General features: G+C 59.9%; 16 protein-coding genes. 13 read left to right on the top strand and 3 right to left on the bottom strand.

Annotated features, from left to right (window positions below):
• Nucleotides 1-404: 404 nt before the first annotated feature.
• The 5 genes from IFT59_RS19705 to IFT59_RS19685 all read left to right on the top strand — a co-directional run bounded on the left by IFT59_RS19705 (nt 405) and on the right by IFT59_RS19685 (nt 5,734).
• Nucleotides 405-1,394 carry a Bug family tripartite tricarboxylate transporter substrate binding protein gene (locus IFT59_RS19705; RefSeq protein ID WP_113165061.1) on the top strand — a complete coding sequence of 330 codons (990 nt, stop codon included), beginning with the start codon at nt 405-407 and terminating at the stop codon, nt 1,392-1,394.
• A 70-nt stretch (nt 1,395-1,464) separates the two neighbouring features.
• The gene (locus tag IFT59_RS19700; protein ID WP_192087932.1) at nt 1,465-1,959 is read left to right on the top strand and encodes a tripartite tricarboxylate transporter TctB family protein; all 495 of its coding nucleotides are present in this window, start codon (nt 1,465-1,467) and stop codon (nt 1,957-1,959) included.
• Nucleotides 1,960-1,976: 17 nt separating this feature from the next.
• Nucleotides 1,977-3,491, top strand: a complete 1,515-nt coding sequence (locus tag IFT59_RS19695) for a tripartite tricarboxylate transporter permease (RefSeq protein ID WP_192087930.1) — start codon at nt 1,977-1,979, stop codon at nt 3,489-3,491.
• Between the two features lie 44 nt (nt 3,492-3,535).
• A complete protein-coding gene (locus tag IFT59_RS19690) occupies nt 3,536-4,918 on the top strand; it encodes an NAD(P)H-dependent oxidoreductase (RefSeq protein WP_192087928.1) in 1,383 nt (460 codons plus the stop codon).
• 87 nt (nt 4,919-5,005) lie between these two features.
• Nucleotides 5,006-5,734, top strand: a complete 729-nt coding sequence (locus tag IFT59_RS19685) for a sulfite exporter TauE/SafE family protein (protein ID WP_192087926.1) — start codon at nt 5,006-5,008, stop codon at nt 5,732-5,734.
• A 22-nt stretch (nt 5,735-5,756) separates the two neighbouring features.
• On the opposite strand, the gene IFT59_RS19680 is transcribed toward IFT59_RS19685, so the two are convergent.
• The 3 genes from IFT59_RS19680 to IFT59_RS19670 all read right to left on the bottom strand — a co-directional run bounded on the left by IFT59_RS19680 (nt 5,757) and on the right by IFT59_RS19670 (nt 9,621).
• A complete protein-coding gene (locus IFT59_RS19680; protein ID WP_192087924.1) occupies nt 5,757-7,469 on the bottom strand; it encodes a dihydroxyacetone kinase family protein in 1,713 nt (570 codons plus the stop codon).
• A gap of 11 nt (nt 7,470-7,480) precedes the next feature.
• The gene (locus IFT59_RS19675; RefSeq protein WP_192087923.1) at nt 7,481-8,419 is read right to left on the bottom strand and encodes a sugar phosphate isomerase/epimerase family protein; all 939 of its coding nucleotides are present in this window, start codon (nt 8,417-8,419) and stop codon (nt 7,481-7,483) included.
• A 164-nt stretch (nt 8,420-8,583) separates the two neighbouring features.
• Nucleotides 8,584-9,621, bottom strand: coding sequence for a 4-hydroxythreonine-4-phosphate dehydrogenase PdxA (locus IFT59_RS19670; RefSeq protein WP_092664350.1), 1,038 nt, complete (start codon nt 9,619-9,621; stop codon nt 8,584-8,586).
• 169 nt (nt 9,622-9,790) lie between these two features.
• Between IFT59_RS19670 and IFT59_RS19665 the strand changes: the two genes are divergently transcribed.
• From IFT59_RS19665 to IFT59_RS19635, 8 genes are all read left to right on the top strand, one after another.
• The gene (locus IFT59_RS19665; RefSeq protein ID WP_192087922.1) at nt 9,791-10,471 is read left to right on the top strand and encodes a GntR family transcriptional regulator; all 681 of its coding nucleotides are present in this window, start codon (nt 9,791-9,793) and stop codon (nt 10,469-10,471) included.
• 110 nt (nt 10,472-10,581) lie between these two features.
• Nucleotides 10,582-11,361 carry a DeoR/GlpR family DNA-binding transcription regulator gene (locus tag IFT59_RS19660; RefSeq protein WP_192087921.1) on the top strand — a complete coding sequence of 260 codons (780 nt, stop codon included), beginning with the start codon at nt 10,582-10,584 and terminating at the stop codon, nt 11,359-11,361.
• Nucleotides 11,358-12,128, top strand: coding sequence for a triose-phosphate isomerase (locus IFT59_RS19655; protein WP_192087920.1), 771 nt, complete (start codon nt 11,358-11,360; stop codon nt 12,126-12,128). The genes IFT59_RS19660 and IFT59_RS19655 overlap by 4 nt, the downstream gene beginning before the upstream one ends.
• Before the next feature lie 12 nt (nt 12,129-12,140).
• Nucleotides 12,141-12,596 (top strand): D-erythrulose-4-phosphate isomerase, encoded by a 456-nt coding sequence (derI, locus tag IFT59_RS19650; protein ID WP_062460374.1) that lies wholly within the window; start codon nt 12,141-12,143, stop codon nt 12,594-12,596.
• Between the two features lie 254 nt (nt 12,597-12,850).
• Entirely contained in the window at nt 12,851-12,979 is a 129-nt protein-coding gene (locus IFT59_RS23325; protein ID WP_274598295.1) for a hypothetical protein, read from the top strand.
• 91 nt (nt 12,980-13,070) lie between these two features.
• Nucleotides 13,071-14,942 carry an ABC transporter ATP-binding protein/permease gene (locus tag IFT59_RS19645; protein ID WP_192087918.1) on the top strand — a complete coding sequence of 624 codons (1,872 nt, stop codon included), beginning with the start codon at nt 13,071-13,073 and terminating at the stop codon, nt 14,940-14,942.
• A 121-nt stretch (nt 14,943-15,063) separates the two neighbouring features.
• Nucleotides 15,064-15,426 (top strand): response regulator, encoded by a 363-nt coding sequence (locus IFT59_RS19640; RefSeq protein ID WP_162237932.1) that lies wholly within the window; start codon nt 15,064-15,066, stop codon nt 15,424-15,426.
• 591 nt (nt 15,427-16,017) lie between these two features.
• Entirely contained in the window at nt 16,018-18,453 is a 2,436-nt protein-coding gene (locus IFT59_RS19635) for a PAS domain-containing protein (RefSeq protein WP_192087916.1), read from the top strand.
• Nucleotides 18,454-18,566 lie beyond the last annotated feature (113 nt).

Below are 18,566 nucleotides of genomic sequence, written 5' to 3'. Positions count from 1 at the left end.
CTGATCGATCGTATCGCCGCCTGCGCTCCCCTGTCCGCAAAATTTTGTATACAAAATTCTGAAGACTTGATGTGTGCTAATAGATGGCCTATGATTTTCCTCGGATGGAGGAGATTATGGCGTCAGGACGAAGCCCAAAATCAGTCGGACTTGCGCCCGCAAGAGGCGTCTCGGCGAGGCCCAACCGCCACGATCAGAGTGGCTTCAGCGCGCTCGCTTCTTTCTCATTCGAATTCAAAGAACTGCCCGACATCACGAGATCGCAGCCGGCGTCTGCCTGGCCGCTCATTGCCGGGTCGATCTCACGAGGTGCGCCGAGGACGCAGTTCGCTGCCGCTTCGTGAACACGAGGACCGATCGGCTGTAGGCAAACCTGCAGCCATTTCATCTAAAGGAGGAATAAGATGAAGAAGCTATCCGTAGGATTGACATTTGCGGCCGCGGTCGTGCTGGCGGGACAGGCGCTTGCCTTCGAACCGACACGCCCCGTCGAGTTCGTCGTCGCATCCGGCCCGGGCGGCGGCACCGACAACTTTGCCCGTACCATCCAGTCGATCATCGCCAAGCACAAGCTTATGGAAAAATCGATGGTGGTCCTCAACAAGGGCGGCGGCAGCGGCGCGGAAGCGTTCCTATACGCTCGCAAGAATGAAGGCGATCCGAACAAGCTCTACTTCGGAACCAACAACGCTTATCTCCTGCCGCATGTCGCAAAGCTCGCCTATTCGATGGAGGACCTGCGTCCCGTCGCAGCGCTCGCATTCGACGAATTCCTGATCTGGGTGAAGGGCGATTCCGAATACGCGACGCCGACGGATCTTATCGAAGCCGCGAAAGCTGCGCCGAACAAGCTTTCCTTCGCCGGCAGCCAGTCGAAGGACACGGATGAAACCCTGGTCGCTCTGATCGAGCAGACGACAGGCACCAATTTCAAGTATTTGCCCTTTAATGGCGGTGGCGAAGTCGGCGTTCAGCTGGCCGGCGGCCATGTCGCTGCCAACGTCAACAATCCGAACGAGAATGTCGGCCAGTGGCAGGCGGGCGCGATCAAGCCGCTTTGCGTCTTCTCCGACAAGCCGATGGCCAAGAGCGATCCGGTCCATGACGGCAAGGGCTGGGGCGACATCCCGACCTGCGCCTCGAGCGGCGTCAACATTCCGTCCTACAAGATGCCCCGCACGGTCTGGACCGCGGCAGGAACGCCTGATGATGCGGTCGCCTACTACAGCGACGTTCTGAAAAAGGTCAGCGAGACCCCGGAATGGGCCGACTATGTCCGCAAGACCTCGCAGACCGGCGATTTCATGTCCGGCCAGAAGCTGCAGGACTTCATTGTTACCAGCGAGAAGAACGCCGTCGGCGTCTTCGAAGCCGAAGGTTGGCTGGTTAAGTAAAGTCCTGACGCCAATGCGATTTTAGATCCGGCATTCCCGTGCCGGATCTTGCGATCGAGGGAAAACAATCATGCATATCAAGCGACTCCATGTCGAGATCGTCACCGCCATCACGCTTGCCGCCGTCGGCGCGCTGGGTGCAACAGGTGCCCTGGAACTCGGCGTCAGCTGGAGTGAATCCGGTCCAATGCCGGGCTACTTTCCGTTTTATGTCGGTATCATCCTGATCGTTGCGGCGTTTGCCAGTGCGGCTCAGGCCATTTTCAGGCTGAGAATGGGCAGCGAGGAGATGCGCGAGACGTTCCTCGAGCCGGAACAGACCCGAAGGGTTCTTTCCTTCCTTCTGCCGATGATCGTCTTCGTCATCGTGACGGTGTTTCTCGGCACCTATATCGGGACGGCGCTGTATCTCTTCTACGTCGCCTGGCGCAACGGCGGCTACAAGCCGTGGATCGCGATCCTGATCGGTATTGTCTTCTCCATCGCGCTTTATTTCGTTTTCGAAAAAGCGTTCCAGGTGCCGCTGCATAAGGGCCCGATCGAAGAAATGCTCGGCATTTACTAAGCACCCGGAGCTTGATCATGGAAAATTTCGAACTGCTTATGGGTGGCTTTGCGACGGCACTTACGCCGATGCATATCACCCTGATGATCGTCGGCGTCCTTCTCGGGCTGATCGTCGGCGTCCTCCCCGGCCTCGGGGCTCCGAACGGCGTATCGCTGCTCATTCCGCTGACCTTCACGATGGACCCGGTCTCGGCGATCATCCTTCTGGCGTCGATGTATTGGGGCGCGCTGTTCGGCGGCTCGACGACCTCGATCCTCTTCAACATTCCCGGCGAGCCGAGTTCGGTGGCGACCACATTCGATGGTTATCCGATGGCGCGATCCGGGCAATCGACCCGCGCTCTCACGCTTGCCTTCATGTCGGCCGGCATCGGCGCCTTCGTCGGTATCGTCGTCATCACGCTTCTGTCCACCTGGGCGGCCCGCTTCGCGCTTCGCTTCGGCGCGGCTGAATATTTCGCCGTCTACTTCCTCGCATTCTGCGCTTTTGTCGGCATGGGAAGTGCCTCTCCGATCAAGACGGCCGTCTCGCTTAGCCTCGGCCTCCTTCTATCCACTGTCGGAATGGATACCGTTACCGGATCGCTTCGCCTGACATTCGGCATCGAAGCACTTTTGAGCGGCGTCAGCTTCCTGGTCGTCGTCATCGGTCTGTTCGGGATCGGCGAACTTCTGGCAACTGTTCAGGACGGGCTGAAATTCCGCGGCGTCGCGTCTCGTATCGATCCGCGCGACGTCTTCAAGACCATGCTGGAGCTGCCGAAATACTTCACCACGATCGTGCGCTCGTCTGCCGTCGGGATCTGGATGGGCATCACGCCCGGCGGCCCGACCGCAGCCTCGTTCATGAGCTATGGTCTCGCACGCCAGTGGTCGAAGCCGGGCGAAAAGTTTGGTACCGGCCGTCCGGAAGGTATCGTTGCACCGGAAACCGCCGACCATTCGGCCGGCACCTGTGCCATGCTGCCAATGCTTGCCCTGGGCGTTCCAAGCTCTGCAACCGCCGCCGTGATGATGGGCGGACTGATGATCTGGGGCCTGACGCCGGGACCGATGCTGTTTACCACGCAGCCGGACTTCGTCTGGGGCCTGATCGCCAGCATGTATATCTCCAACTTCGTCGGCGTCATCCTGGTACTGTTGACCGTTCCGTTCTTTGCAGCGCTGCTTCGCATCCCGTTTTCAATCATCGGACCGATGATCGTGGCGATCTGCTTCGTTGGCGCCTATACGGTGGCGAATTCGACCTCCGACCTCTGGCTCGTGCTGATCTTCGGCGTCGTCGGTTTCGTCTTCAACAAGCTGGAATTCCCGCTGGCACCACTGGTTCTCGCAATGGTTCTCGGCAGCAAGGCGGAAAGCTCGTTCCACCAGTCGATGATTGCGTCCGATGGATCGCTCGGGATCTTCTTCTCGAACTACCTGGTCGGCTCGATCATGACCGTGGCACTCGCTCTTCTCATCATTCCGCAGAGCCTGAAGTTCATCAATTTCCTCAGAAGCCACAAGAAAGTGGACGCGGCGGCATAAGCCGCGCCCACCAGTTTTTCGTTTCGGTTTAGGAGGGGAACACCATGAACTATCACACCTATTTCGGCAGAGAGTCCGACCCGGTGGAATGCTGCATCGTCGGCACCGGCGGCTTCGGCCGCAGTTTCATCGCGCAGAGTTTGAAGCAGGCGCTGATCAGCACCCGCGTTGCGGTCGATCTGAAGGCGCAAACCGCGACAGACGTTCTGCGCGGCCTTGGGATCGATCCGGCAAATATTGCCCAATGCGAAACCTCAGACGAAGCGAAGACGGCCTGGGAGAACGGCAAGTATATCGCGGTGGGAGACCTTTCCGTCGTCCTCGACCTTCCGATCTCTGTGGTTGTCGAAGCCACCGGTCATCCCGAGGCCGGCGCCAAGCACTGCCGACTTGCGATCGATGCCGGCAAGCATGTCGCGCTTGTCTCCAAGGAAGTCGATAGCGTCGTCGGTCCAGGCCTAGCTCTCCGCGCCCGCAACAACAATGTCATCGTCACCCCCGTCGATGGCGATCAGCCGAGCCTGTTGATGGGTCTGGTGACTTGGGCGGAAGTGCTCGGACTGGATATCATCGCCGCCGGCAAGGCCAGCGAATACGATTTCGTCTACGACCCCAAGCAGAAGACGCTGAGCTCGAACGGCAAGACGGCGTCTGCACCTGATTTTGGCGACTGGATCGAACCGGCGACGATGGACCTGTCGACCATCGCGGCAAGACGATCGGAAATCGCAGCGGAGTTTCCGCAGCGAGCTGTTCCCGATCTTTGCGAAATGACGCTGGTTGCCAATGCCACGGGCTTTCTGGTCGATCGGGCCGATCTGCATGTTCCGATCGCGCGGATCACCGAAGTTGCCGATTTCTTTTCCGAGCGTTCGAGCGGCGGATTGCTCGGCGCGCCAAAGGCGCTCGACGTCTTCCACTGCCTGCGGCTTCCCGGCGGATTGAGCTTTGCCGGCGGCGTCTTCGTGACGGTGCGTTGCGACGACGCGGAGACGTGGCAGATGCTGGCGGAAAAAGGCCATGTCGTGAGCCGCAAGGGCGATGTCGCCATGCTCTACATTCCACGCCATCTTCTGGGCGTCGAGGCTGCGACGAGCATTCTGGAAGTCGGCCTGCGCGGCGTCTCCAGTGGTGCAGCCGAGCCGCGGCCGGTGATCGACCTCGTCGCCCACGCCGATGCCGATATCGAAGCCGGAACAGTTCTGACGGCAAGCGGCCACCACCATTCGATCGTCAACGTCTCGGCGCGGATGATCCCGGCCGGCCCGCTCTCGGATGACAGGGCCGTTCCCTTCTATCTGGCAGCCAATCGCACGCTGAAAAGGGCCGTCAAGGCGGGCCAGCCGATCCTGTGCGGCGATGTCGAACTCTACGAGACATCGACATTGCTCGAACTGCGGCGCGAGCAGGACACGGCATTTTTCTAAGCCTCCCAAGGCAACGCGCGGCCGCGTCGAATGCCGGCCGCGCTTTCTCTAAGGCCCTTGTGGCCGAACTCGCGCCGAGGATAAGCCTTGTTCTCCTATATCCTCGTTTGCGCCATAGGTTTCGTCGCCGGTTGCCTGAGCGGGGTGATCGGCACCGGCGCCAGCCTCATTCTCCTGCCCGTCCTTGTTCCGATGTTTGATCCCGCTCGCGCCATTCCCGTCATGGCGATCGCCGGGCTGATGGCGAATGCCGCGCGCGTCATGGCTTGGCACAAGCATGTCAATTGGCGCGCCGTTTTCGCTTATGCGCTGCCTGGCATGCCGGCAGCGTCCTTGGGCGCTGTCAGCCTGGTCCATCTGCCGGCAGCGGTCAGCGGCACCCTGCTCGGCCTCTTCATCATGCTGCTCGTCCCGTTTCGGCGATACATTCGCCACCGCAACATGACCATCGGGCTGGGTGGAATGTCGATCGCCGGTGCCGGTATCGGGTTTCTGACGGGGATGTTCCTGTCGACCGGCCCACTCAGCATTCCAGCCTTCCTGGCCTTCGGGCTGACCAAGGGCGCCTTCCTGTCGACTGAAGCGGCGGCCTCGATTTTCGTGCAGGCCGCAAAGGTTTTCACGTTCTATCAGGCAGGTGCGCTGACCCATGATCTCGTGATCATTGGCCTCGTGATTGGTTCGTCACTGATGGCCGGAACGTTCTTTGCAAAACGCTATGTCGTCAGCATGTCCGAGCGCAAGTTTGGCCTCATGATGGATGCCATTACGCTCGCATCCGGCCTTTGGCTCACATGTGTCGGTCTGTTCGGCTGAAACCGAAAAGACCTTTTCAGGGTCAGCCGCGGTCGGCGATAAAGCCGGCAGCAAGCTGCGCCACCATGGACAGCGATACAGCGCCGGCATCTGGATGGCCGATGCTCTTTTCCGCAAGCGGACGCGCACGCCCGAGCCGCGGCGTGAGTGCGGCTGTTGCTTCGGCGGCCGCGCTCGAAGCGTCAGCCGCAGCCTTGAAGGCTTCCGGCAGTGACCTGCCGGCCGCGGTCTGCTCCGTCAGCGTCTCGACGAACGGAATAAGGGAATCCACGAGCGTCTTGTCGCCGATACGGGCACGGCCGAGACTGGTGACGGCATCGAGCGCCCTGCGCGCGCCCTCGGCAATCGCTGCTTCATCAGGCACGTCGTTGTCGCTCAGTGCGCTGCTCCACGACCGCAGCAGCAATCCCCAGATCGCGCCTGACGTGCCGCCGGCCCGGTCAGCCCAGGCATCGCCTCCAAGCGCAAGCGTCGTCTGCGCCCCGGCTCCAGCCGATACGGCAGCGGCCATCGCCTTGGCAGCGGCATCGGAACCACGCTGCATTCCCTGCCCATGGTCGCCGTCGCCGGCGATCGCATCGATGCGGCCAAGCTCGGACTCCTTATCCCTGAGCATGGCGGCAATCCTGCCAAACAGATCGGAGATGCAGGCAGCCGACGTCTGCGACGCTTCGGAGGCCGCCGGGATCACCGGGGCAGCCTCTTCATCGGAGAGGACGTCGGTTCGCAATTCAGCGACTTCAGGCCTTCCGCGACGAAATGCCGGCGCATCGCAGGGTGCCGCCCAATAGCGCTCAAGCTCTTCATCGAGCCAGGTCAGCGTCAGTGAGCAACCCTGCATGTCGAGGCTGGTGACGAACTCACCGGCTTCCGGCAGGACGATCTGAAGATCGGACCCGGTGAGTTTCTTTTGGACGGCGGTCCAGAGCACGAAAAGTTCTTCGTATTTCGTCGAACCAAGACCGTTGAGGACGGCCGCGACGCGCGTGCAACCCTGCGGCCTTTCGGCCAACAGTTTGTCCGTGAGCACATCCGCGAGATCCGTCGCGCTCGCGATATCCTGCTCGCTAATGCCAGGTTCGCCATGGATTCCGAGACCGAGTGCCATCCGGCCTTTGGGTACCGTGAACAGCGGCTGTTTTGCACCGGGAAGGGTGCAGCCCGCAAAAGCGACACCGAACGACACCGTGCGCTCATTGGCAAGCCGGGCGATACGCTCTACCTCGTCAAGCGAAAGCCCCGCTTCCGCCGCCGCTCCCGCGATCTTGAAGACCATGAGGTCGCCGGCGATGCCACGGCGCTTGGCGTGTTCGTCCGCCGACGCACTCGCAACGTCGTCGGTCACTGCAATGATGCGCACATCGATGCCTTCGGCACGAAGGCGCTCTGCGGCGACCCCGAAATTCAGCACGTCGCCTGCATAATTGCCGAAGCCGAGAATGATGCCGCCGCCATTGTCGGCATGGCGGCACACACGTGCAACCGCCGCCGTCGATGGAGACGCAAACACGTCACCGGCGACCGCTGCATCGGCCATGCCCTGGCCGACATAGCCCGCGAAAGCCGGATAGTGACCCGAGCCGCCGCCGACAACCACCGACACTTTGCCATCAGGCACTTTCGTGGCGCGCACGACACCGTTGGTGATGAGACGCACATGGTTGGGATAGATCTGGCAAAAGCCGGCAAGCGCGGTCGAGGCGAATTCGTCTGGAGCATCAAAGATCGTCGTCATTTTAGCGGTCCTCAATTACGCGGCAGAATGCGCCGGAGATAGTCGCGGTTGGTCGCGCTGACGGAAAGGCCGTCGCCACCATAATGCTCGCACAGGAACGGGCTGTTGAAACCGTGTTCCAGCGCAAGCTTGATTGCTGTGCGATAGTTGATCAAGCCGGATTCGAGGGGAACCGGGTGGCTGGCGATCAGGCCCGCATGCTCGTCCTCGATCCGCATGTAGTTCTTGACGTGCCAGTATTTGGCAAAAGGCGCGACTTTCGTCATCATTTGCAGCCAGTGCTCGACCGGCCGGTGGAGACGGATGAGATTGCCGAGATCGGCGTTGATGCCGACATTGTCGAGACCGACTTCCTCGACGAAGCGGACAGCACTGTCCGCCGTTCCGAGATAGGTGTCCTCGTACATTTCCAGGGAGACCTCGATCCCGACCTCCGCAGCGTGCCTGCCAAGTTCGGCAATGCGGGCCACCGCCTTGTTCCACGTTGCCGGGTCATCCGGATTCTTGGCGCCCTGTTCGGTCCAGAACCACAAGGCGCTTTTCTGCTTGTCCGTCAGCGGTTCGAAAAAGCCGAAGGAAACGCTCTGTGCGCCGACCTCGGCGGCAGTCTCGATGACGCGGTGGCTGTAAGCGAGGTAATCGTCGCCGTGTTTCTCGTCGATGACGCTGCGCCGCGATGTCGATATCGCCGGGATGGTCATCCCTGCATCTTTCACGACCTCGCAGAACGCACGACGGCGATCAGCCGAAAGATCGGCGACGCGGAGCCAGCTGTCCGTGGGATCGAGTTCGGTAAAGCCTGCATCTGCGACTTCGGCGACAGTCTTGGCCCATTCCTCGACGGTCTGATCCTGAACCGAACGACCGTCCGGCAACATATTGGGGTATTGAATCATTGCGGCCGCGATCGGCCAGGTCTCACGCGTCCACTTGGGAGCTGAACTTGTCATTGTCGTCCTCCAACCGCGACGCCACCGCGCTCTTGATGGCGCAGGGAAGCCGCACACTCTGACATTTGGCAGCCGGCGTTCAAGCCGACCGACATGCGCCAAGCCCGCGTCCTCTCGGGCTGAGATGACCGGCCATTCACGGCCGGTCATTTATGATCAAGTGATCACGCGGCCTGTGCTGCCAGGCGCTGGCGCTTTGCCATACGAGTCGCGAGCAGGATCGCTTCACGGGTCGCGCCGATATCGGCTATTCCCTTGCCTGCGATGTCATAGGCCGTGCCATGAGCCGGCGTGCAAAGCGGGAATGGCAGGCCACCCATCATCGTCACGCCCTTGTCGAAGCCAATCAGCTTCATGGCGATCTGACCCTGGTCATGATACATGGTGAGGACGGCGTGATAGCCTTCCTTCATGGCGCGAAGAAACACGGTATCGGCCGGGAACGGACCCTCGACGCCGTAACCGCGCGCCTTTGCTTCGGCAACGGCGGGTTCAATGATCTCGATTTCTTCCATTCCGAAGCTGCCGCCATCGCCCGCATGCGGGTTGAGACCGGCGACCGCGACGCGCGGCTCATCGATACCGGCGGCCTTCAGGCAAGAAACAGTCAGTTCGAGTTCCGACAGAAGCCGGTCCACGGACAGGTTGGCAGCCACTTCCTTGAGCGGGATGTGCGAGCTGACACGTGCGTTCCAGATCTTTTCGAGAACGTTGAACTCGCGGATCTTGCCGGTGAACGACAGAACGTCCGAGACGAAACGGATTTCGTCATCGTAGCCCGGATAGGCAAAGCGCATCGCCTTCTTGTTGAACGGCGTGAAGCAGACCGCATCGGCCTTTCCGGCATGGGCGAGCTCAAGGGCGGTGCGGAAGTTGCGCGTGGCGAACGTGCCGCCGGCCAGCGTCGCTTCGCCGCGCTCCACCTCTTCCGGAGCGAGATGGCCCAAATCGATAAATGCGTGCTTCGAGCGATCGAGACCCGAAAGATCATCGAGCGAAGCCGAGATCAGATCTGGCTGAACGCCTGCTTCCTGCGCGCCCTTATCGAGAATGCGCCGATCGCCGATCACAACGATATAGGCCTGCTCTCTGATGTCATCCAAAGCCAGAAGCTGTGCGGTCAGTTCGGGGCTGATACCGGCCGGGTCTCCCATCGCAAGCGCAATGGTGGGACGGCTATCGTGATGCTGGGTGATATCCATGGGTCAATTCTCCTACCTCGGTGAGGACGTTTCTAAGCCATCCGAAATCGCAGGACAAGTCTTTTGCATTTTGTATGCAGCATTTTTACGTTTGGTGCCGTTCGGGTTCTGGTATAATCCTGGCGAGACGCTTTGATCATCACGGCGGTCCAGAAATCGAGCTTTCAAAATGAGTGATACACTGCCCGAATCGCCTGTCTCGCCATCCGGCCCCATCCGGCGGACGGCCTTGCACGACACGCTCGTCACTCGGTTGCGCGACATGATCATCGAGGGAGAGCTTGCCCCCGGTTCGCGGATGCACGAAAGCCAGCTCGGCGAACAGCTGGGCGTTTCGCGCACGCCGCTGCGGGAAGCGATCAAGTACCTTGCCAGCGAAGGGCTCGTCGAACTCATTCCAAGCCGCGGCGCGATCGTCAAAAGGTTCAGCGGCAAGGATGTGCACGACATGCTCATCGTTCTGAAGAACTTGGAGGAGCTTGCCGGAAGCCTTGCCTGCGAGACCGCGACGGATGACGATATCGCCCGGGTCAGGCAACTGCATGACGAGATGCGGGCCTGCTACGACGTGAAGGATCGCCTGCGCTACTACAAGCTCAACCAGGCCATCCATACCGAAATCTGTCGGATCGCGGACAACCAGGCACTTAGCAGCGTTCAAGCGCAACTGCAGTCGCGCTTGAAGAGAATCCGGTTCATCGGCCACGAGGGTCCGGACAAGTGGTCGGCGGCCATGGCCGAGCATGAGGAGATGATTGTCGCGCTCGAAGTGCGGGACGGGAAAACCTTGTCCAAGGTATTGGGGCTTCATTTGCTCAATGCGTGGCAGCGCGTCAAAGACGCGATATAGCTCAAGTCGAAATCTCCAGAGCCAACATGGCTGCCACAAAATCACATCCATAATGTTGATTATAACAATATAAGTGTTATATCCGTTTCATCCCACGCGGACGGTCTCGGATGAAGCGCGAAGAACGACACCAACGGATCATCAATCTGCTGATCGAAAAGCGAACCGTCGATCTCGACGATCTGGCGGAGCTTTTTGCCATCTCCAAGATGACCGTTCACCGTGATCTGGACGAGCTTGAGCAGGCAGGGGTGCTTCGCAAAGTGCGCGGCGGCGCAACGATCGACGCAGGTACCCAGTTCGAGAGCGATTTTCGGATCCGCGAACGTCAGGATCATGCCGCCAAGCACGCCATCAGCAAGGCAGCTGTCGATCTGGTCGAACCCGGCATGACCGTCATGGTCAATGACGGATCGATGGCGGCCGTGCTCGGCGAGGCACTGGCCGACAAACGTCCGCTGACGGTTATCACCAACAACGCGGCCGTCATGGAGCGGCTGAAAACCGAGACCGGCATCACGCTGATCGCCCTCGGCGGCGTCTATTCGCCCAAGTTCAACGCATTCTTCGGCGTGGTCACGGAAGAGGCTTTATCGCGGCTGCGAGCCGACGTTGCGTTCATCTCAACCCCGGCCGTCGCATCGGGGCAGGCCTATCACATGGACGACGCCGTGATCCGGGTAAAACGGGCGATGATGGCATCGTCGGCGCGCGCTTACCTGCTCGTCAACCACGAGCGGATTGGCCACACGGCGCTGCATGTCCTCGCCGGTCTCGATCAATTCGCCGCCGTCATCACCAGCAATCAGCCTGAGGCCCAACTGCTTCGAGACATCGAAGACACGGGCGTCACACTGACCATCGCATCGTCGGGAGGATCACATCCATGACCACATCGCCAAGCTTCTGGATCGGCACCAGCTGGAAGATGAACAAGACGCTTGCCGAAGCTCTGGAGTTCGCGGCCGCCGTGAAGGCAGCCGATGAAGACAGGGATTCACGCATCCAGCGCTTCGTCATTCCCCCATATACCGCCACGCGCGAGGTCAAGGCTGCGCTTGCCGGAACCTCCGTCAAGGTCGGCGCGCAGAACATGCACTGGGCCGATCAGGGTGCATGGACCGGCGAGATCTCGCCGCTGATGCTGAAGGACTGCAAGCTCGACATCGTCGAGCTCGGCCATTCCGAGCGGCGCGAGCATTTCGGCGAGACGAATGAAACCGTCGGGCTGAAAACCGAAGCAGCGGTTCGCCACGGGCTCATCCCGCTGATCTGCATCGGAGAGACGCTCGCCGATCGCGACAGCGGCAACGCACAGCAGGTCCTTGCGGATGAGGTTCGCGGTGCCCTTTCCAAACTGTCGGGCGACCAGAAGAATGCCGAGATCCTGCTCGCCTACGAACCGGTCTGGGCGATCGGCGAGAATGGCATACCCGCCACCGCAGATTACGCATCCGCCCGCCATGCCGAGATCATCGATGTGGCGCAGTCCATCCTTGGACGCCGCATCCCCTGCCTCTATGGCGGGTCGGTCAATCCCGGCAATTGCGAAGAACTGATTTCGAGCCCTCATATCGACGGGCTCTTCATTGGCCGTTCCGCCTGGAATGCCGAGGGCTATCTCGACATCCTGGCAAAATGTGCCGCCAAACTCTGAGGAGACATGACCATGAAGCTTGCAATTGCAGGAGACAGCGCCGGCGAAGGCCTCGCAAAGGTTCTCGCTGATCATCTGAAAGACCGTTTCGACGTGCATGAAGTATCGCGTACCGATGCCGGTCCCGATGCGTTCTACGCGACGCTTTCCGACCGTGTCGCCTCCGGTGTCATCGACGGCACCTATGACAAGGCCATCCTGGTTTGCGGAACCGGCATCGGTGTCTGCATCTCGGCCAACAAGGTCCCCGGCATCCGCGCCGCACTGACACACGATACCTATTCGGCTGAACGCGCCGCCCTCTCCAACAACGCCCAGATCATTACCATGGGTGCCCGCGTGATCGGCACCGAACTGGCCAAGGCGATTGCGGACGCCTTTCTGGCGCAGACTTTTGACGAGAACGGTCGCTCGGCCGGAAATGTCCAGGCGATCAACGAGGTAGACGGGAAGTACAACGCCCGCTGAACCTTTTCCGTGACCGGATAATGTCCGGTCACGCCCTCCTCCCCGACTGAAAGATGTCGACACAAGATTCACCTGTCCTTTTCCGTGGCCATACCCCGTCGACGCTCGCTCAACGGGCAGGCCTAGTGGCGACTGGGAACCTAGTCCCGACACCCCTCAAAAATCCTAGTGTCTATCGTCTTTCCGGCGGCAGGAACCTTAATGTTCCAAACTACGTTTCTGCGCCACCTGCGGGTATCAGGGGAGGAGAAACGATGATTGAACATAGCGTTTTCGTACAACGCCACTTTGGCACTCCAGCAAAGCAAATCATGTTTGAAACGAGAGCGATGGCCGCAGCGCAGCTTGTCGCTTTAGCAGCGCCATTCGATCCGCAGGCATAGGCCACACCTACCCCACCTGCTTTCCGTTTCCGTCAATCTTTCTACAGTTTCTAAGTGCGCTGCCCAGCGGACGATCTCGACCGGAGTGTCAATGTCAGAAACCACCTCGACCAAGCCAGGCGCAACAGCCGCCACCCTTACCCCGGAACAGGCAGAACAGGCACGGCGCGCCTATCTTCTCAAACGTTTCTGGGTCAGCGCTCGCGGCTACTGGGGTCGCGATGGCGACAAGATCGCCTGGGTATGCTCGATAACGCTTCTCGCGCTCATCGGTGTCAACGTCGCTTTCCAGTATGGTATCAACGTCTGGAACCGCGGACTGTTCGATGCGATCGAGCAGCGGAATGCCGATCAGGTCTATTCGCTAGGCCTTCTGTTTCCGCCGCTCGTGCTTGGAAGCGTCGCGCTCGTCAGTTCGCAGGTCTATCTGCGCATGCTGATGCAGCGCCGCTGGCGCTCGTGGCTCACGAAATCATTGATCTCGCGGTGGCTTACGAATGGACGCTACTACCAGCTGAACCTGATCGGAGGCGATCACCAGAACCCGGAAGCCCGCATCTCCGAGGATATGCGGATCGCGACGGAATCGCCCGTGGATTTCACGTCAGGGGTGATTTCGGCTTTCGTGTCGGCGTCGACCTTCATCGTCGTCCTGTGGACGATCGGTGGCGCGCTGACCATTCCGATCGCCGGAAATTACGTCACCATACCCGGCTTCCTCGTGATTGCGGCGGTCGTCTATGCCATCATCACATCGAGTTCGATCGCGGTCATCGGCCGGAACTTTGTGAAAGTGTCCGAGAATAAGAACCAAGTGGAGGCCGAATTCCGCTATACACTGACCCGCGTGCGCGAAAACGGCGAGAGCATCGCGCTGCTGGGCGGCGAAGAGGAAGAGCGCAACGATCTCGATCGGACCTTCGCTAATGTCCGTCAGCAGTGGCGTCTGCTTGCGTGGCAATATATGCGCACGTCCTTGGTCTCGCACGGATCGATGCTCATTGCACCGGTAGTTCCGGTCCTGCTCTGTGCCCCAAAGTTCCTCGATGGCAGCATGTCACTGGGTCAGGTCATGCAGGCGGCATCGGCATTCACAATCGTTCAAGGTGCGTTTGGATGGCTGGTCGACAACTATCCCCGTCTCGCCGACTGGAATGCCTGCGCCCGTCGCGTAGCCTCGCTGATGGTTTCACTTGATGGTCTGGAACAGGCCGAACAGAATGAAACTGTCGGACGGATCAAGCATGGCGAAACTGAGGGCGACACCATGCTCAGGCTGAACGAGGTCTCCGTCTCGCTTGGCGACGGCACTGCCGTTGTCAAGGAAACGCAGGTGGAGATCGGGCCCGGCGAACGCGTCCTCGTGGCGGGTGAATCCGGTTCGGGCAAGAGTACGCTGGTGCGAGCCATTGCGGGGCTGTGGCCATGGGGAGAAGGAAGTGTCAACTTCCGCAAGGGCCAGGAACTGTTCATGCTACCCCAGAAACCATACATCCCCTCGGGCACCCTGCGTCGCGCCGTCGCCTACCCGAAACCGGCAGACACGTGGTCGGCAGAAGAAATTCATGTTGCCCTCGACAAAGTCGGGCTCGGGCACCTGCGCGACAGGATCGAGGACGAAGCGCCATGGGACCACACGCTGTCAGGAGGAGAGAAGCAGAGGTTGGCGTTTGCCCGGCTTCTCCTCAACGACCCTGACATCATTGTCCTTGATGAAGCGACCTCCGCTCTCGACGAAAAGACGCAGGACAAAATCATGGAGATGATGATCGACGAGCTGCCCAACGCCACAATCCTGAGCGTGGCACACCGCGTAGAGCTTGAACAGTTTCACAGCCGCAAGATCACGCTCGAGCGCCGGGAAGGCGGGGCAAGGCTGGTTAGCGACGTCGATCTCGCGCCTTACACACGCGGCCGAAACGTCTTGTCGCGACTTCTCGTTCGCCCGATCATCAAGCCGTAGAGGATGTGAATGAGAGTTCGGCTCAGATTCAGGCAACGCCTGTGTAAAAGTCGGAACTGATGCCTCGCCAAAATGTTCAATTGTACGGTAACGTACAGAGAATGTGATGCCGAGGTCCGAAATGAGCCAAGCCGGAGTTATTCTCGTCGTTGAAGATGAGCCCGTCCTCCGATTTATATTGGTGGAGGAGTTGCAGGATGCCGGGTACGAGGTGTTCGCCGCGGTCGATGCAGCCCAAGCCATAGACATCCTGGAGAGCAACTTCGATATCCAACTTCTCCTGACGGATATCGACCTGTTTGCCGAGGGTGAAGGCGTGGAACTCGCTCGGATGGTGCGCGATAGATGGCCCCCGATCCGGATCATCCTCACGTCGGGAAACTGGACGCTTCAACAATCCGAGCTTACGTTTGCAGAACGCTTTATCCCCAAACCCCATGGGCCGGGCGTACTTCTCCAGACCATCAGAGAGTGTATGCTTTGACATGCTCTTATGGAACCATTTTGCGCAAACGGCGTTATGCAGAGCGACCAAGGGATGACTCCGCGTTTACCGTTACGACGCGAGGGATCGCTTGAGGCGACGAATTCGACTGAGACCTTTGCATAAATGACAATGACCGGGGCCCCGTCCGACGCACGGGATGGAGATACGAAACCCATGCACCGCAAATTGCTTGAATCGTTTTACGGCTACGGTGCCGCAACAACAGTCGTCGCTGTTGGTCTTTTGGCGGTGTGGTTAATTCGGTGACCTCTTGCGCCGTACCGAGGGCTCGCTGACTCATACCGGTCCGCCAAGACGCCGCCTCTGGTTTTGCCGGAGACAGCAGTTGCGCGAGAAGACCGGCTTCTCGGGAATATTCTGCGGAAACAACTCTTCGCCTTAGAGGTTGAACACAGACTGTGGCCACCATCCTCCACGCGTCAAACACCGTCTCCCCACCCCTCCCGTTTTCTGTTAGACCCGATCTCCAGACTGAAGCCATTAAACTGAAATGAGCGTAGCCTTCATGTGCCGAACAGCCAGTGAGCCTCTGACGTGATGCAGATCCTTTCAGAGATAGAAGGCGAAATGGCTTCGCGGATTCGCGCGGTCGATTGGAACACAACCAGCTTAGGACCTATCGAGGACTGGCCGATAGAGCTGCAGACCACGCTGGCCTTGTGCCTCAATACCGACCTGCCAACTGCCATCTACTGGGGAGACGAAATGCGTCTCCTTTATAACGATGCGTGGTCGCCGATCGCTGGAGAGAAACACCCGTGGGCATTGGGTCGCCCCGCGTCGACCGTCTGGGCGGACATCTGGGATATCATAAAACCGCAACTCATGGCCGTCGTCGAGACGGGCAAGGGTTTTCGTGTGGCCGATCAAATGCTGCCGATGCTTCGCGGCGGACGCGTTCAGCATACGCATTGGGACTACAGCTTCGCACCGATCTTTTCGGCGGAAGGTCGTGTCGTCGGGGTTTTCAACCAAGGTACCGAGACGACCGCCCGCCTCTCTGCGCAACGGGCGTTGCGGGCGAGCGAAGAGCGACTGGAATACGCACTCGGCGCCTCAGAAACTGTCGGGACGTGGGACTGGGACATCCCGAACGACAGCGTGGTGGCCGACGCGCGATTTGCCAAGATCTACGGCGTTGAGCGGAGCGTTGCCGCCAGCGGCGCTCCGATCGGTGCTTTTTTCCGTCTGGTTCATCCCGATGATCTGCCGGCCCTTCAATCCGCGATCGACGAAGCGCTGAAGAGGGGCACTATATTTTCGCAGGAATACCGGCTCGTCGACGCGGATGGTTCCGTCCGGTGGGTGACTGCCCAAGGCCGCGTCACGCTTGCGCCGGACGGTACACCATTGCGGTTTCCGGGTGTGTCATTTGACATCACCGATCGCCGCGTTGTCGAAATCGCGCTGCGGGAGAGCGAGGAACGCTTCCGTGCGATCACCAATTCGATCGACCAGATGATCTGGGCCACGCAACCCGACGGCCACCACGATTATTACAACCAGCGTTGGTACGACTTCACGGGCGTCCCGCAAGGCTCGACAGACGGCGAGGAATGGAACGGCGTATTCCACCCTGACGATCAGGATCGCGCCTGGTCCACCTGGCGTCGCAGCCTCGTCACAGGAGAGCCCTACCACATCGAGTACCGCCTCCGACATCGTAGCGGTAACTATCGATGGGTTCTCGGCCGCGCGCAGCCTGTGCGGAAGGAGGATGGCGAAATCAGCCGCTGGTTCGGGACATGCACCGATATCCAGGACATCGTCGATGCACGCGATATTCTGTCGAAGTCCCGCGAGCAACTGGCGCGTGAAGTAGAAGAAAGAACCGCGAAGCTGGTCGACGCGCAGGACCAGTTGCGCCAGGCGCAGAAGATGGAAGCCGTTGGTCAGCTCACGGGCGGCATCGCGCATGACTTTAACAATATGCTGGCCGTCATACTGGGTTCGATCAGCCTGCTCGAAAAGCGGTTGGCGCGCGGTGAGGTCGATGTCGGCCGCTACATCGAGGCCGCAAAAGATGGCGCAACGAGAGCTGCGTCACTGACGCACCGCCTTCTCGCTTTCTCGCGACGGCAACCGCTTCAGCCGGAGGTGATCGACCCCAATCGCATGATTGCCGGAATGTCGGAATTGCTGACCCGCACGCTCGGGGAGCATGTTTCCGTGGAAACCGTCTTGGCGGCCGGACTGTGGAAAGTCTATGCCGACAGCAGTCAGCTGGAAAACGCCATTCTCAACCTCGCCGTCAATGGCCGCGATGCCATGCCCCGCGGCGGCAACCTGACGGTCGAAACCGCAAACTCGTATCTTTCCGACGAATACGCGCAGGACAATGCAGTGGCAGCCGGGCAATATGTCATGATTGCCGTATCGGATACCGGAACAGGGATGACGCCCGAGGTTATGGCGAAGGCTTTCGATCCGTTTTTCACCACCAAGGAGGTCGGCAAGGGATCGGGTCTGGGACTAAGCCAGATCTTCGGCTTCGTCAGGCAGTCGAGCGGGCACGTCAAAATCTATTCGGAAGAAGGCGTCGGGTCATCTATCAAGATCTACCTGCCGCGGCATCACGGTGAGGTTGAAGCCCCCGTAAACATCCAGGGCGTCGTCAAGCAGCCGGGCCGGGGCAGCGTTTCCGAGACGATCCTTGTCGTAGAGGACGACCAGCGCGTGCGCGTTTTCTCCACCGAGGCGCTTCGGGAACTGGGATATACCGTCTTCGAAGCCTCATCGGGCGAGCAGGCGCTCACCTTGATCAGGGCCGGTCTCAAGCCGACCTTGTTGTTTACTGATGTCGTGATGCCGGGGATGACAGGCCGCGAATTGGCCGACGCCGCCAAGGTTCTGATGCCAGAATTGAATATTCTCTATACGACTGGCTACACCCGCAACGCCGTTGTCCATAACGGCGTGCTGGAGGGTGGAACGCACCTCTTGCAAAAGCCCTTCAGCCTCGATCAGCTTGCTGATAAAATACGGAAGGTGCTGGACCAGTAGCCTTCGCGAATGAAGCGGGGCGGCGTGAGGAGCGTTCGAACTCGGGGGCTGGACCGACGGGCAAGCCTGTCTGCGCACAGCTCGCGGTCCGATCAGAGAATGGACAATCGACG

The organism is Rhizobium sp. CFBP 8752, from assembly GCF_014842035.1.
In the GTDB taxonomy this organism is placed as follows: Bacteria; Pseudomonadota; Alphaproteobacteria; order Rhizobiales; family Rhizobiaceae; genus Neorhizobium; species Neorhizobium soli.
This window is presented reverse-complemented; position numbering and strand designations above follow the sequence as displayed.

Bases quoted from the DNA above. Each gene is read 5' to 3' on its own strand.
- IFT59_RS19705 (WP_113165061.1), top strand. From the start codon at position 405: ATGAAGAAGCTATCCGTAGGATTGACATTTGCGGCCGCGGTCGTGCTG.
- IFT59_RS19700 (WP_192087932.1), top strand. From the start codon at position 1,465: ATGCATATCAAGCGACTCCATGTCGAGATCGTCACCGCCATCACGCTT.
- IFT59_RS19695 (WP_192087930.1), top strand. From the start codon at position 1,977: ATGGAAAATTTCGAACTGCTTATGGGTGGCTTTGCGACGGCACTTACG.
- IFT59_RS19690 (WP_192087928.1), top strand. From the start codon at position 3,536: ATGAACTATCACACCTATTTCGGCAGAGAGTCCGACCCGGTGGAATGC.
- IFT59_RS19680 (WP_192087924.1), bottom strand. From the start codon at position 7,469: ATGACGACGATCTTTGATGCTCCAGACGAATTCGCCTCGACCGCGCTT.
- IFT59_RS19675 (WP_192087923.1), bottom strand. From the start codon at position 8,419: ATGACAAGTTCAGCTCCCAAGTGGACGCGTGAGACCTGGCCGATCGCG.
- IFT59_RS19670 (WP_092664350.1), bottom strand. From the start codon at position 9,621: ATGGATATCACCCAGCATCACGATAGCCGTCCCACCATTGCGCTTGCG.
- IFT59_RS19665 (WP_192087922.1), top strand. From the start codon at position 9,791: ATGAGTGATACACTGCCCGAATCGCCTGTCTCGCCATCCGGCCCCATC.
- IFT59_RS19660 (WP_192087921.1), top strand. From the start codon at position 10,582: ATGAAGCGCGAAGAACGACACCAACGGATCATCAATCTGCTGATCGAA.
- IFT59_RS19655 (WP_192087920.1), top strand. From the start codon at position 11,358: ATGACCACATCGCCAAGCTTCTGGATCGGCACCAGCTGGAAGATGAAC.
- derI (WP_062460374.1), top strand. From the start codon at position 12,141: ATGAAGCTTGCAATTGCAGGAGACAGCGCCGGCGAAGGCCTCGCAAAG.
- IFT59_RS23325 (WP_274598295.1), top strand. From the start codon at position 12,851: ATGATTGAACATAGCGTTTTCGTACAACGCCACTTTGGCACTCCAGCA.
- IFT59_RS19645 (WP_192087918.1), top strand. From the start codon at position 13,071: ATGTCAGAAACCACCTCGACCAAGCCAGGCGCAACAGCCGCCACCCTT.
- IFT59_RS19640 (WP_162237932.1), top strand. From the start codon at position 15,064: ATGAGCCAAGCCGGAGTTATTCTCGTCGTTGAAGATGAGCCCGTCCTC.
- IFT59_RS19635 (WP_192087916.1), top strand. From the start codon at position 16,018: ATGGCTTCGCGGATTCGCGCGGTCGATTGGAACACAACCAGCTTAGGA.